11 protein-coding genes and 1 pseudogene are annotated in these 13,082 nt (G+C 57.3%); 6 read left to right on the forward strand and 6 right to left on the reverse strand.

Going from position 1 to position 13,082, the window contains the following annotated elements; all coding sequences use genetic code 11:
- Window positions 1-77: 77 nt before the first annotated feature.
- From VI25_RS07745 to VI25_RS07770, 6 genes are all read right to left on the reverse strand, one after another.
- The gene (locus tag VI25_RS07745) at window positions 78-740 is read right to left on the reverse strand and encodes a glycosyltransferase family 2 protein (protein WP_055562412.1); all 663 of its coding nucleotides are present in this window, start codon (window positions 738-740) and stop codon (window positions 78-80) included.
- Between the two features lie 97 nt (window positions 741-837).
- Window positions 838-1,353 (reverse strand): glycosyltransferase, encoded by a 516-nt coding sequence (locus tag VI25_RS07750; RefSeq protein WP_052695344.1) that lies wholly within the window; start codon window positions 1,351-1,353, stop codon window positions 838-840.
- Complete coding sequence (locus VI25_RS07755) at window positions 1,350-2,564, reverse strand: glycosyltransferase family 4 protein (RefSeq protein WP_072144777.1); 1,215 nt, start codon at window positions 2,562-2,564, stop codon at window positions 1,350-1,352. The genes VI25_RS07750 and VI25_RS07755 overlap by 4 nt, the downstream gene beginning before the upstream one ends.
- 140 nt (window positions 2,565-2,704) lie before the next feature.
- A complete protein-coding gene (locus VI25_RS07760) occupies window positions 2,705-3,817 on the reverse strand; it encodes a potassium channel family protein (RefSeq protein WP_052695343.1) in 1,113 nt (370 codons plus the stop codon).
- Window positions 3,818-3,950: 133 nt separating this feature from the next.
- Window positions 3,951-6,008 (reverse strand): DNA primase, encoded by a 2,058-nt coding sequence (dnaG, locus tag VI25_RS07765; RefSeq protein WP_045689293.1) that lies wholly within the window; start codon window positions 6,006-6,008, stop codon window positions 3,951-3,953.
- Window positions 6,009-6,214: 206 nt separating this feature from the next.
- Window positions 6,215-7,495 (reverse strand): hypothetical protein, encoded by a 1,281-nt coding sequence (locus VI25_RS07770; RefSeq protein WP_045689292.1) that lies wholly within the window; start codon window positions 7,493-7,495, stop codon window positions 6,215-6,217.
- A 130-nt stretch (window positions 7,496-7,625) separates the two neighbouring features.
- Between VI25_RS07770 and VI25_RS07775 the strand changes: the two genes are divergently transcribed.
- The 6 genes and pseudogenes from VI25_RS07775 to VI25_RS07795 all read left to right on the forward strand — a co-directional run bounded on the left by VI25_RS07775 (window position 7,626) and on the right by VI25_RS07795 (window position 12,377).
- Window positions 7,626-8,729 (forward strand): sensor histidine kinase, encoded by a 1,104-nt coding sequence (locus VI25_RS07775; protein ID WP_052695342.1) that lies wholly within the window; start codon window positions 7,626-7,628, stop codon window positions 8,727-8,729.
- Between the two features lie 9 nt (window positions 8,730-8,738).
- Window positions 8,739-9,599 (forward strand): sensor histidine kinase, encoded by an 861-nt coding sequence (locus VI25_RS07780; protein ID WP_055562413.1) that lies wholly within the window; start codon window positions 8,739-8,741, stop codon window positions 9,597-9,599.
- A 131-nt stretch (window positions 9,600-9,730) separates the two neighbouring features.
- Entirely contained in the window at window positions 9,731-9,904 is a 174-nt protein-coding gene (locus VI25_RS25085) for a hypothetical protein (protein ID WP_161806896.1), read from the forward strand.
- Entirely contained in the window at window positions 9,901-10,602 is a 702-nt protein-coding gene (locus VI25_RS07785; protein WP_052695339.1) for a LytR/AlgR family response regulator transcription factor, read from the forward strand. Before VI25_RS25085 ends, VI25_RS07785 begins: the two co-directional genes overlap by 4 nt.
- 161 nt (window positions 10,603-10,763) lie before the next feature.
- Window positions 10,764-11,863: pseudogene (locus VI25_RS07790) on the forward strand (Mrp/NBP35 family ATP-binding protein).
- Window positions 11,864-12,041: 178 nt separating this feature from the next.
- Complete coding sequence (locus VI25_RS07795) at window positions 12,042-12,377, forward strand: NifU family protein (RefSeq protein WP_045689291.1); 336 nt, start codon at window positions 12,042-12,044, stop codon at window positions 12,375-12,377.
- Window positions 12,378-13,082: the final 705 nt, after the last annotated feature.

A 13,082-nucleotide genomic window follows, 5' to 3' on the forward strand; every position in this document is an offset into this window, starting at 1 on the left:
AATATGCAGCAGAATTTGCAAAGCGCAGCCATGGTAGTTTCCCAACTCTTGTCAGGAGACTGTGAAAGTCAGCGTACCTACTGCACTTCACGGGCCACTGGCCGGCTCCGCAGCACCGATGCAGCCACTGCTCCGCAGGCGGGCGGGCCGGGTCTATTTACTTTGCTGAAACCGCTGGGTAGCTCCCACACCGTAGTGCGCACCCCGCGCAGGTAACGCCATAGTCCTAGTAGCAAGGCCGCATTCATGCTGTAGAAATGGGTGATAAAGCGCAGCAGGCGCGAGTGCGTGTCGCGGCGGCGCAGGGCAGCATCGAGCAAGAGCAGCAGCGGTACTCCGAGCTGGCCGGCCAACATCAGCTGGTAAAACCACCCTGCTCCGAGGGCCACCAGCACCACATTGGCCACTACCATCAGAATCAGCAGCAGGGGCGTCATCCAGCGCAGCACCTTATGCGACCAATACGCAAAGCTTACCCCGCGCCAGGGCGGCCACAGGAGGCGCCGGAAAGCAAGCAGGTTCTGGAAGTTGCCGGCGGAAATGCGGGCTTTGCGCCGAAATTCTTCCGGTAGCCGGTCTGACACGTCCTCGTAGCAGACGGCTTCGAGTTCATTAATAGCTTGGTAGCCATCTTGCAGCACCGCCATGGAAATGAAAAAGTCATCGACCAAGAAAGCGGCCGGAGCCGGATGGTAGCAGGCCCGGCGCACGGCAAAGCACCCGCCAAACGCTCCAATCATGGCCCCCCACACAACACCCTCCTGGTATTTAATGAGGTTCTCGCGCTCTAGGTAGCTTTTTCCTGACTGGATATGCCCTCCTGGCGGTGCTCCGGGTTTAGAATGTTACCGCCCACCTGCCAATGGCAGGGTTACGAAAGTGCTTGACAAGCTGAAACAATGTATCCGAGGCGAAAAACACGTTGGCATCGGTGAGAACAAGTACGGGCGCAGTTGCCTCGCGGGCCAACGCCTCCATAATGCCGGGTTTGCCCGTGCGCTCCCCAAACGGCCGAAACCGCAAGCCCGGATAGTCAGCCGCCAGGCGCTCTACCAGCGTGTTAGTTTGGTCCTGGGAGTTATCAGAGCCAATGTAGAAGGTGAGCTTCTCCAGGGGGTACGTAGTGTTGAACGTAGAGCGGATCTTCTCTTCAATGACTTGCTCCTCATTGTACACAGCCAGTAGCACATCAACGGGGGGCAGGTCGGGGCCGTGCCGGGCGTACACGTGCTGGTTTTGGCGGCGCGCACGGGCCAGACGGGATAGTAGCGCCGGAAACAGCACGTAGGTATGAGCCACCAGCCCCAAGCTACCCCACAACACACCCGTTGCTACTGCCTCCACTACCATCATGCGCGCCCGAGCGTGAGAGTGTTATACAGTTCCAAAAAGCTCTCTACAATGCGGCGGTTGTCGTAGAGGCGCGCAATAGTGCGGGCCGCTTCCTGCCCCACGGCTTCCTGGTTCAGTTCGCCACGATAGTAGCGCCCAATGCGGTCTACCCATTCCAGGGGCTCATCGCAAAGGATAATATCAAAGTTGTCGCGCACATGAATGCCCTCCGACCCCAACCCGGTACTGATGATGCAGGTACCCATGGCCATGCCTTCAATGATTTTGATGCGCATGCCTCCGCCGCTTAGCAGGGGTACTACCATCACCTCATACTGCTGCATAAACACCGCCGCCGACTCCACAAAGCCGTGGATGCACACGTTGCGCAGCTTGAGGTTACGGAAGCGGGTGGGCATTTCCTTGCCCGCAATGTGCAACTCCAAGTCGGGATACTTTTCGGTTACCTGGGGCCACACTTCAGCCAGAAACCAGTCTAGCCCCTCCTGGTTCGGGAGCCAGTCGAGCGAGCCAATCATGTAGAGCGTACGCGGCTTGGGCCGAATGGCCGAATCAGGTTGAAAGCGGCTTAGGTCAACGCCAGCCGGCACAAATACCACAGGCTCTTTGCAGCCCAGTGCCCGCAAGCGGCGCTGGTCGGGCTCGGTAATAGCGGCTACGGCATCAAATTGCGGTAGGGTTTGCTCCTCAAAGCGCTGCAAGCGGCGGGCCAGGTGCCGCAGATAGAAGCGCTTTAGCACGTTGGTTTCGCGCTCCGCCAGCATCTGCCAGATAGTGTACTCCACATTATGAGCCCGCAGCACAACGGGCAACTGCGGGGCCAAGCGCTTGAGCGTGCTTACGTACCAAGAAGCCAGGCTACCTTCAATCTGCGCAGCATCGAACTGGTTTTCGCGTAGCAGCGTGGCTAGTTGCGCTTCCACGGCGGGGCTCACAAAACGCTCAATATTATACGGCAGCTTGCTAGCGAGCAGGTTGCGCAGGGCTTTTACCGGCGAAAGGCGGGTATCTACATCTACCGTAATTAGGCGTACGTTCGGGCCCAGGTGGTCGAGCACGGTAGCGGGCTGGTAGTGCTTGGGCGTGTTTAGGGCCAGCACTGTTACCTGGTGCCCCGCCCGCGCCAGCCCGGCCGTCACGTCGTACACGGCAATGGCTCCCCCATCGGTTGGCGGATACGGAACACGCGGACAAAGCTGGAGGAGGTGCACGGTAGGAAGCGAGAAAAATCGGAGCGGAAAGTGAGCAAAGCTACGCATCCGGCCCGGAAACCGGGTAGCCCATAGTATTCAAAGTAGTAGGAAGAGTACTTTCCAACGAAGCCTAGCAGTTCGCCAGCTAACGCCAGTGGTTACGTGCGCGGGGTGCCCCCAAGGCGGCTAGGCCCCGTTTCCACCATCCGAAATTGGTCGAGCAGGGTAACAATCTGAGCGTCGGTACCGAGGAACAGGAGTACGTCGCCGGGGCTGGGAACCAGATCGGCCGCGGGGCTCACGGTGAACTCACCGCTCTGGTGCTTCAGGCCAATAACGGTGGCGCCGGTGCGGCTGCGGATGTTCAGTTCCCGGATGCTACGCCCCTGCCATTCGGCCCGCAGCTCTGTGGTGCTCAATTCCTCCAGGCGCAGCTTGTTCGGACCCAAACCCGAAATCATATCCAGAAAACGGATTACCTCTGGGCGCATAATGAGATTAGCCATGTGCGAGCCGCCTATTTCATCGGGCATCACTACAGAATCGGCACCGGCGCGGAGCAGCTTGGTTTCTGAGGTTTTGAGGCTAGCCCGCGCAATAATAGTGATGGAAGGGCTCAGCTCACGGGCCGTAAGGGCCACGAACACGTTGTCGGCATCCTTCGGAAGGGCCGTGATGATGGCCCGGGCCCGGCTTACACCCGCGGCCCGTAAGGTGTCGTCAAGGGTAGCATCTCCGAACACGGCCGGAATTGTGGCCCCGGTGTCTTCGCCATCGGCGCGTACTAAAGCTTCGTTCTGCTCCACTACCACCACGTCGGCTCCGCTGGCGCGCAGCTCGTGGTAGGCTTTGCGCCCGTTGCGCCCAAAGCCGCACACAATCACGTGGTTCTCGAAGCGGCGAATTTCCTGGTCGTTTCTGAGCATGGCGAACATATTGCGCAGGCCCCCGTCGAAGATGTAGGTGGTGAGCACCGACAGCAGGTAAGCCAGCATCAAGAGGTTGAAGAAGATATACAACGACACAAACAACCGCCCCGCCGGCGACATGGGGTGCAGTTCCCCAAAGCCGACCGTAGAAACGGTTATCATGGTCATATAGAAGGCATCTACTAACGTGAATTTTTCAATCCACATGAAGCCAACAATGCCCACGGCAAAGCTCACCGTAGTCAGGGCTAAGGCGCCCACGAAGCGGCTCAGGTTGAAGCGGAGCCAGATGTCGCGCAGGTAGCGCAGGGCGGCTGGTTGGGGCCGGCGAGGGGAGATCATAGGGTAATCGGGCCTGATGTGGGCCGAGTCGCAACAAGGTACAGCAAAGGGCGCACGCCTAAAATAGAAGACTGCCACTTCCTGAGGCAGTCCCCCTACTCTCCTACCCGCACCCTCTTACCCGAAAATCAGATTACATACTAGCCCGCGGAATAACGGTCCCAAGCATGCTGGCCAATTGGTTGTCCATTTGTTTGAGCAACCGAATGGTTTGCAGGTGCTCCATCATCGTTGCATCGTCGAGGGGGTGGCGCAGGGCATCCAGGCGCGTAGCTAACTCCCGCTCCACGTTGATTTTGTTGAGGCGCAGGATAGCGTTGTCGCAGGCGGTTTGCAGCAGGTCAAGCTCCCGGGGCACGTAAATCTGGTGGGTGGTCCAGTTGGGGCTCAGCTCGTACTTTTCCGTCGCCAGCTCCGCCACTAGGGCCCGAATATCGGAGCGGCCGTGCTGAATGAGGGTGCGCACTTCCGGCCAGCGCCCCTGCTCCAGTTCTTCCTGGCACAGGTGCAGCAAATCAGCATAGAGGCCGGTTTTGAAGGGCGTATCGTCCAGTTGTTGCAGGAGGTACTGCGCTACGCTTACATCGGGAGCCAGGGGTTGGGGCGAGTAGAGCAGTAGCAGCCGCACTACTTCCCGCTCGCACTGTTCCAGCACATCGGGTACCGGCTCCAGGTCTTCCTTCGGGGCCGTGAGGACGTCGCCCCCAGCCAAATCCTCCGGCATGGCCCCGTACATGAGGGCCTCAGCTTCTTCCTCCGGGCTCATGGGCCGCGGGGCCGGGCGTGCGTTGCCGCTGGCGGACGTGCCAGTAGCGGCACTACTACCGCCACCGCTGGCGTTGCTACCGGAAGCTTTGCCCGTAGACGTCCGAACAATCTTGTTGTACTCCGAAATCAGGACCTGCTCATCAATGCCGAACGCCTGGGAGGTTTGCTGCAAAAACACCTGCCGCTTAATTGGGTCGGGCACCTTGCCAATGCTTTGCAGCACGTCGCGGATGGCCTCCGCCTTCTTCACTGGGTCTTGGGCTGCTTCGCGGCTTACCAGGTCAGTTTTAAACTGAATGAAGTCCTGGCTGGCATTGTCGAGGTGTTCCTTGAAGCGTTGGTCGCCTACTTTGCGGATGTAGCTGTCTGGGTCGTCGCCGTCGGGAAACAGGACGACGCGCACGTTCAGCCCCCCTTCCAGCAGCATATCAATCCCGCGGAGAGAGGCCCGAATACCCGCCGCATCGCCATCGTAGAGCACCGTTACGTTGTCGGTGTAGCGCTTGATGAGGCGGATTTGCCCGTCCGTCAGTGATGTACCGGACGAAGCCACTACGTTCTTGATGCCGCCCTGGTGCAGACTGAGCACGTCCAGGTAGCCTTCTACTAGGTAGCACAGCTCCTCGGCCCGAATAGCCTGCCGCCCCTGGTAAAGACCATACAGCACATCGGACTTATGGTAAATCTCCGACTCTGGCGAGTTGAGGTATTTCGCCGTTTTGTCGTTAGGCTTGAGCGTACGCGCCCCGAAGCCAATAACGCGGCCTGATACGTTGTGGATGGGAAACATCACGCGGCCCCGGAAACGGTCGTACCGACGGCCGGTGTCGTGGCCTTGGTCATCCTCGCGGGCAACAACAAGGCCGGTTTTTTCCAGGTATTTCCGTTCGTACCCCTGCTTTTCCCCCGCCTTTAGCAAGTCGTCCCACTGGTCGAGGGAGTAGCCCAGCTCGAAGGTTTTGATGGTTGCCTGGTTCAGCCCCCGCTGACGCAGGTAGCTCAGGCCAATGCTTTGCCCTTCGTCGGTGTTGAGCAGCAGGCGGTGGTAGTGGTCCTTGGCCCAGTTGGAAACGATAAACTGGGAGTCCTTTTCGTTTTGGGCTAACTGCTGCTCAGGTGTCTTTTCTTCCTCCTGAACATCAATGCCGTATTTTTTGGCCAGGTACTTCAGGGCTTCCACGTAGCTGGTACCCTCAATATCCATAATGAACTGGACTACCCCGCCGGCCTTGCCGCAGCCAAAGCACTTATAAAGGCCTTTAGAAGGCGCTACCGAGAAGCTCGGCGACTTTTCGTGATGAAAAGGGCAGCAGGCCCACATGTTTTGTCCCTTGCGCTTCAGCTGCACAAAGTCACCAACTACCTCCACAATATCGGCGTGGTGGATAATCTGATCAACGGTTTCCTTCGGGATGCGGGCCATACAGCCACAAAGGTAGGGAGAAGTGCGCCTGTCTTCCCGGTGTCACTTCTAAAGTCAGCACGGGTTTGCTATGGCAATTTGCGGTAGGCTAGTACTAGCGTCGTTTGGTAAGCTCAGGATGACGGGCTCATGTAGGCAGCTAAAATACCCCGTGCGCCAATGGCTGGGCAAGTTTCACAACCCATTTAGGACTTACCCGAGCAGGCTTAGTAGTTATGGCTGGCGGTGGTTTCGGGAATGATGACCACATAGTCGTAGCCCAGAATGGCGGCTTGCAACTCCTGGTCTGCAACGGGCAGCCCTTTGTAGAGCAGGGCGCGGCGCATTGGCCGCAGATCAAACACTTGCCAAGCGGCACCAGCGGGAGTAGCGGCCATAAACGGCTTGAGCATGGCGTCGTCGGCAGCAGAATAGGCGGTGGCGTTCTTGCTGAAGTCTACCGGGTTCTGACCTGTCACCTTCTTGCCCTGCTTACCCATCACCAAGATGTGCAGCGTTTTCTGGTCGTGGGCGTCGGCCAGGTTTACGGCCAGGTTGCCCACGTCGTAGATGTCGCCCCAGATGCTGCGGCCCCGGCCCAGGTGGTTGGCCCCGAACTTGAAGAGCATGGGCGGCAAGGCTTGCCCAGCCTGCTGGTAGGGCTGCAACTCGGCCAGCAGGTTGCGTTTCATCAGGTTGATGCGCAGTTGGTGGCCGCCGGACTTGCCGGAAGCATTAATGCGGAAGATGTTTACGCTAGCTTCCAAGTCTTGTAGCAGTTGGCGTACCCCTGCTGGCTCCGTACTGGTCATTTTTCGCAAACTGTCGAGCAGGGTAGGGCGCATACCGTTGATGGTGATGCTGCCGTAGTTGCCGGCCACCAGGGCCGCCCGGTCGTGGGCTTGGATGGCGGCGGCTTGCTTGCGCAGAAACGTGCGCGTCGTGGGGCGTTTCACTTGGTCAGCCATCAGCATTAGAGAGCGGCCCGTGGCGGCAAAGCCTAACTGCTCTACGCCCACCAGCTTCGTATTCTGGGCCCGTAAGGCCCGCGCCAACTCGAACTCCTCGGCCCAGCTATAAAATGACAAGCTCATGGGAAACTGCTGCAAATAGGCCGTGGGCAAACCCGGCTGGGCCGCCAAGCGGGTTAGGTCCTGGGCTTGGTACTTATCTATTTCAGCTACGTACACTTTGGGCTTCAACACCTGCGCCACCGCCTGCGCGAAAGGCGGAATTTGGGCCATGCCGTGGTCTTCGCCCAGCAGCACCAGGGTGCTTTTCCGGATGTCCTGTTGCAACTTGTCCCAACCGGGGCCACTGCACTGGGTGCCGGTTTGGGTAAGAGTGAACTGATTTTGGCGCAGCAGCCGCGCGAAGGCCGTATCGGTAGGCGTTTGGGCCTGGACCTGGCTAGCAAGCACGCTGGCTACTGTTGCCAATGCTACCTGCCACAGCCGGCTGAAGGTAGAACGGGGAGCAATGGTGGCGGCGCGAAAAGGCGGTTTCATCGGGCAGTTCTTTTTGGGAGTGGAGAAGATCTGGCACGAAGAAATTGCAGAGCTTTAGGGACTGGAAGTTTATTCGACCAAAGCGCCGCCCCACACCACCAAAGCCGGAGCTGGTCTGCCGTTTCTTCGTATGCCCGAACCTGCGTCATCGGCCACTTTTGGCTGGAAAAGCCTGAGCCCGCGCACCACCACGGTGCTGCTACAGCTACTATTATGGGTAGTGCTGGGAGTCTTTTACATCGCCTGGAATAAGCGCCCCAACTTCTCCTTCGAGGGGCCCATGTGGCCGCTGGTGGCCCTGCAAATGGGCTTTTCGGTGTTACTCTTCAACGGGTTGGTTTACCTGATCATTCCGCGGTGGCTGCTGCAAGGGCGCACGTGGCGGGCCCTGGCCGCGGGCGTGGCCGTGCTGTATGCCTTTGAGGTTTGGATGTATGTAGGTTCCCGTCTGGCCCAAACTTACCTGCCGCTTTCTGCCGTGATGCACCGCACCTTGCAGCAGTTTTACGTGGCAGATTTTTGGTCGGGCTTACTTAGCCCCGCCGAGCAGATCAGCACCTTTTTCGGGATGCTGGCCATTGTGCTGTTCCCAGTGCTCATTAGTTTCCTGACTTACGCACTGGTCATTGACCGCCGCCGCCTGGCCCTGGAGCGCGACCATCTACACCTAGAACTGGGCTACCTGAAGTCGCAGATCAATCCGCAATTTTTGTTTAATACCCTCGGCAGCCTCCAAACCATGACCCGCACCCGCGACGACCGCGCCGGCGATGTGGTACTACACCTGGCTGACCTCATGCGCTACACCCTCTACGAGACTGATACGGAGCGCGTGCTCTTGAGCCGGGAACTGGAGTTTCTGGAAGACTACCTGGCCCTGGAACGCCTGCGCCGCCCTCAAACCGTCAGCATTGCCCACACCGTGGTGGGCACCGTGGCCGAGCAGTACGTGGCGCCTTTGCTACTACATCCGTTTTTGGAGCGCCTCTTTGCCGGCCTCGATGCCGCCCCGCATGCCGTGGCCGATGTTCGTAGCCAGGTACTAGTAGGGGCCGATGCAGTTACCCTCGTGTTGGAACGCACTGCGCAGGAGCCCCTACCCCTCACCTACCGCTCCGACGCAGCCATTGGGGCCGCGCTGCGCCGCCTCGCCTTGCAATACCCCAGTCTACATACCGCGGACCTGACGGAGACCGAACATCGAGTTCTGGTCAAGCTTCAGATCCGCCTCTAATCTTGGCTTATGGCAGTGTTAGGCTCTCGTATTCAAGGCTACTTTTCCACGCTACCGGGGCGGGTAATTAAGCATCTGTTCTGGTGGGCGCTTTTTATCGGCTTTGCGTATTCCGTATTCAGCAACTGGCAGGAGAAGCCTGTTGTCACTTGGGGCTTTGTGCTCAAAGACACAATAGCCACCATCAGCAGCTACTATTTCTTTTCCTTAGTGCTGCTCCCGCGCTTTCTGCTGCGCCGCCGCTGGCTGCTCACGGCCGTAGGCATTGTGGCTATTTATTACTTCTGGGCAACGCTCTGCTACCTGTGCTTCTCGGTGTTCGACCACTACGGACTGGTTTCGGAGAATGCCCACAGCTACATGCACCGCTTTCTGGATGGCAACCTGTGGGAGGGCATCTTCTCGTGGCGTAGCGTGAGCATGGGCCTGAACGATTTTTCCGTCACGGTTATTCCGCCCATTTTGCTCCGCTTCATCCGGTTTCTGCTGAGTAGCGGCAACCAAAGCCTACGCTTGCAGCGCGAAAACCTGAACCTGGAAGTCAACTTTCTCAAAGCCCAGGTAAACCCGCACTTTCTCTTCAATACGCTCAACAACATCTACACCATGGTGGTGAAGCAGGATGAGCGCGCCCCCGACATGGTGGAGCACCTCTCCCACCTGATGCACTACACGGTGTATGAGTCGGATGCCGCGCTGGTGCCCCTGACCAAGGAAATTGGCTTTCTAGAAGCGTATTTAGAGCTGGAACGCCTGCGCTACGGGCAGAAAGTTACCATCACCTACCACAAGGCCGGGCCCTTGCAGAAGTACCGCATTACGCCGCTGCTATTTTTTCCCTTCGTGGAGAATGCCTTCAAGCACGGGTAGATAGTAGCCTAGATGCCTCCTGGGTAAGTATTGCCCTGACGGTAGCCGAGGGCCAGTTACAGTTTGAAGTTAGCAACAGCTATAGCCCCACGGCACCCCGGCGCGAGTTTGGCGGCGTAGGCATTGCCAATGTGCAAAAGCGGCTAGCGCTCCACTATGCTCCCCACGAGTACCGCCTCACCATCATCCACGACCCAGAAACCTATATCCATCGCGTGGCCCTTACTATTCGGTTGGCTCCGCTGGCCCTTACTCCTACCACCCGCCCCGCGCCTTCTTTCGCCACCCTTGCTTCTACCCCATGATTAACTGTGTAATAATTGACGACGAGCCCTTCGCCCGCGAACTACTGGAGGGGTACATAGCCCGCATTCCGTCCTTGCACTTGCTGGCCAGCTGCGAACATGTATTTGATGCCCTGGAGGTGCTCCAGCAACAGCAAGTTGACCTCATCTTCTCGGATATCAACATGCCCCAAGTCAACGGCATAGAGTTTATCCGCTCCCTGCATAACCCGCCCTACGTGATATTCGTGACGGCCTACCCCAATTATGCCCTGGAAGGCTTTGAGCTGGATGCCTTAGATTATATCGTGAAACCCGTGTCGTTTCCGCGTTTTTTGAAGGCCGTCAACAAGTCCCTCACCATTATCAATGGCCGCCCCGCGGTTCAGGCACCGCCCGCGCCCGAATACCTGTTTGTGAAGGAAGGCAACTCCTTACAGCGGGTGCTCTTCGATGAAATCTACTACATCGAAGGCATGAAAGACTACATCAAAATTATCCTCAAGGACCGCATCATCGTCACGTATCTGCGCATGAACCGCATTGAGGACCAGCTCCCCGCCGACCGTTTTACGCGCATCCAGAAGTCCTACATTGTGAAGATGGACGCCATTAAAGCCATCAGCGGCAACGAAGCCGAACTCTACGACCTGCGCGAAAAGCTGCCCATCGGCAAGCAACACAAGGAAGCCCTGCTCGCCCGCTTCGGACTGAACTAAGCTCCCCACAACCGCAAGGTCTGCAGGCCCCACCATCGGTAGCCCACCCGATGCAGCCAGGTTCGGCCCGGCAGACGAAGAGGATATCCACCCTGTACAACTTCCGCCCCGTTTCCGGGTTATCTTTGTGCTTTGCATCCTGCATTTCCTGACTGACTATAATGGCGACCATAACTAAAGAAGACGTCCTCAAGGCCCTGAGCTACGTGGAGGAGCCCGACCTGGGCAAAGACCTCGTAACCCTCAACATGATTGAGGACGTGGCCATTGACGGCCAAAAGGTTTCGTTCACGGTAGTACTCACTACCCCGGCTTGCCCCCTAAAGCAACTCATCCACGATGCATGCGTGCGGGCCATCCACACCATGGTTGATAAGGACGCGGAGGTGAGCATCAACATGACCTCGCGCGTGACTACCATGCGCCAAAACCGCGACCTGCTGCCCGGCGTGAAAAACATCATTGCCATTGCCTCGGGCAAAGGCGGCGTGGGCAAGAGCACCGTCACGGCCAACCTAGCTATTGCCCTGGCCCGCTCCGGCGCCAAGGTAGGCCTAGTAGATGCCGACATCAGCGGCCCCAGCATGCCCCTCATGTTTGGGGTGGAAGATGCTCGTCCGCACGTGTACCAGGGCCCCGATGGGCGGAACCTCATCCAGCCCATTGAAGCTCACGGCGTCAAGATTATGAGCATTGGCTTCCTGGCACCGGCCGAATCAGCCATTGTGTGGCGGGCCCCATGGCATCATCAGCTTTGAAGCAGTTCATCACGGAGGTAGACTGGGGAGAGCTAGACTACCTGCTTCTTGACATGCCTCCCGGAACCTCCGACATTCACCTGACTATGGTGCAGACGGTGCCCGTAACCGGCTCCCTCATCGTGACGACGCCCCAGAAAGTAGCGCTGGCCGATGCCGAAAAGGGCTTGCAGATGTTCCGCCTGCCCCAAATTAACGTACCCGTGCTGGGTGTGGTAGAAAACATGGCGTGGTTTACACCGGCCGAGTTGCCTGAGAACAAGTACTTCATCTTCGGGGAAGGCGGCGGCCAGCAGCTAGCCGAAAAGCACGGGGTGCCCCTGCTGGGCCACATTCCGCTGGTGCAGAGCATCCGCGAAAACGGCGACAAGGGCACGCCCGCTATCTTGCAGGGAGGCACGCCCGCAGCGGCTGTATTTGAGCAACTAGCGGAGGAGCTGGCACGCCAGGTAAGCATCCGCAACGCGGTAGCACCCCGCACCCAAGTGGTGGAAATGCAATAATGCCGGGAGGTGAGCTAGGGCTACGGCCACCGGGCACCAAGCTCCTCCGTACCTGGTCAGCAACTTTACCGGCACATTTCGTGTTGCCTGCATACGCCTCAAAAGCGTTACCTTTGAAGAAGTACTCCGCTGCTGCTTGCTGTAGTTCCCATTGGCAAGGCAGCTCAATCTCAGATTCATGACGCATTCCGCCGCCGTAGAACACCATCCGCTCCTGCCCCGCATTGAGCAGGCCCTGGACACCATCCGGCCTTATCTAGCCGCCGACGGTGGCAACGTGCGCGTGCTCGACATCACCACCGACATGGTGTTGCAACTGGAGCTATTGGGCGCTTGTGGCACCTGCCCCATGTCGCCAATGACCCTAAAAGCGGGGGTAGAAGAATCGGTGAAAAAAGCCGTGCCTGAAATTCGCGCCGTGGAGGCCATCAACTCTACTCCCATGGATGAGCAGCCCGCTGGCCAGACTGGCCGCCCCGTGCAGCCCAACCCCGTACCGACCCCGCAGTTTTAGTAGGTAGAGGGTATAAACACCATGCCCCGCTCTCGTTGGTAAACCGACGAGAGCGGGGCATGGTGTTTAATGGGCTGTGAGGCGCGTCAAATACCTCATTAATGAATGAGTAGTTAACTACTTGCCCTCTATTTATTTTATCAAACCATTAGTAAGATTCTTTTACAAAGCGCCGCGCTTGTCATGAATAACCATAAAAATAAAAACACTATCAACTAACCTAGTTAAGCTATCTACTTGAATTAATATATTCATCATTAGTACCTCCAGATAATGGGTGCTTAGATGTTAGTAGAAGCCTATTTGATTTGATGACGCTAGAAAAATCACTTCTATCTAGGTAGAAAACACCATTCTGAAGCGAGTACTTCCCTTGGTATGCGGTTGAAGCACCAATACTACTTTCGCTAAACCATTCAAACGTACCATCCTGCTTGAATGCTAAATAACAACTAGAAGTACCAGAATCATAAATACCACGAATTATTTCTGGACTAGTATTTATTTATTCTTTGCTGCTGCAGCTTGAAAGAATAAATACAGTAAAAGAAATAATCGAATTTCTTAGCATATCAATTTATACTTATCTGGTGCTTCCAATATAGGTAGCACATTGCTAGTTGTACTCCGTGTGAAAGGGCCTAGCTCAAGCTACTAGCTTACTCAGATTCTACCTGATCTGTAGCGGAATCATCGTCGAGCCGT

The sequence above is a fragment of the Hymenobacter sp. AT01-02 genome, assembly GCF_000961955.2.
In the GTDB taxonomy this organism is placed as follows: domain Bacteria; phylum Bacteroidota; class Bacteroidia; order Cytophagales; family Hymenobacteraceae; genus Hymenobacter; species Hymenobacter mucosus.

Excerpts from the sequence above, each read along its gene's own strand:
- dnaG (WP_045689293.1), bottom strand. The coding sequence starts at position 6,008 with ATGGCCCGCATCCCGAAGGAAACCGTTGATCAGATTATCCACCACGCC.
- VI25_RS07770 (WP_045689292.1), bottom strand. The coding sequence starts at position 7,495 with ATGAAACCGCCTTTTCGCGCCGCCACCATTGCTCCCCGTTCTACCTTC.
- VI25_RS07745 (WP_055562412.1), bottom strand. The coding sequence starts at position 740 with ATGATTGGAGCGTTTGGCGGGTGCTTTGCCGTGCGCCGGGCCTGCTAC.
- VI25_RS07760 (WP_052695343.1), bottom strand. The coding sequence starts at position 3,817 with ATGATCTCCCCTCGCCGGCCCCAACCAGCCGCCCTGCGCTACCTGCGC.
- VI25_RS07750 (WP_052695344.1), bottom strand. The coding sequence starts at position 1,353 with ATGATGGTAGTGGAGGCAGTAGCAACGGGTGTGTTGTGGGGTAGCTTG.
- VI25_RS07785 (WP_052695339.1), top strand. The coding sequence starts at position 9,901 with ATGATTAACTGTGTAATAATTGACGACGAGCCCTTCGCCCGCGAACTA.
- VI25_RS07795 (WP_045689291.1), top strand. The coding sequence starts at position 12,042 with ATGACGCATTCCGCCGCCGTAGAACACCATCCGCTCCTGCCCCGCATT.
- VI25_RS07775 (WP_052695342.1), top strand. The coding sequence starts at position 7,626 with ATGCCCGAACCTGCGTCATCGGCCACTTTTGGCTGGAAAAGCCTGAGC.
- VI25_RS07780 (WP_055562413.1), top strand. The coding sequence starts at position 8,739 with ATGGCAGTGTTAGGCTCTCGTATTCAAGGCTACTTTTCCACGCTACCG.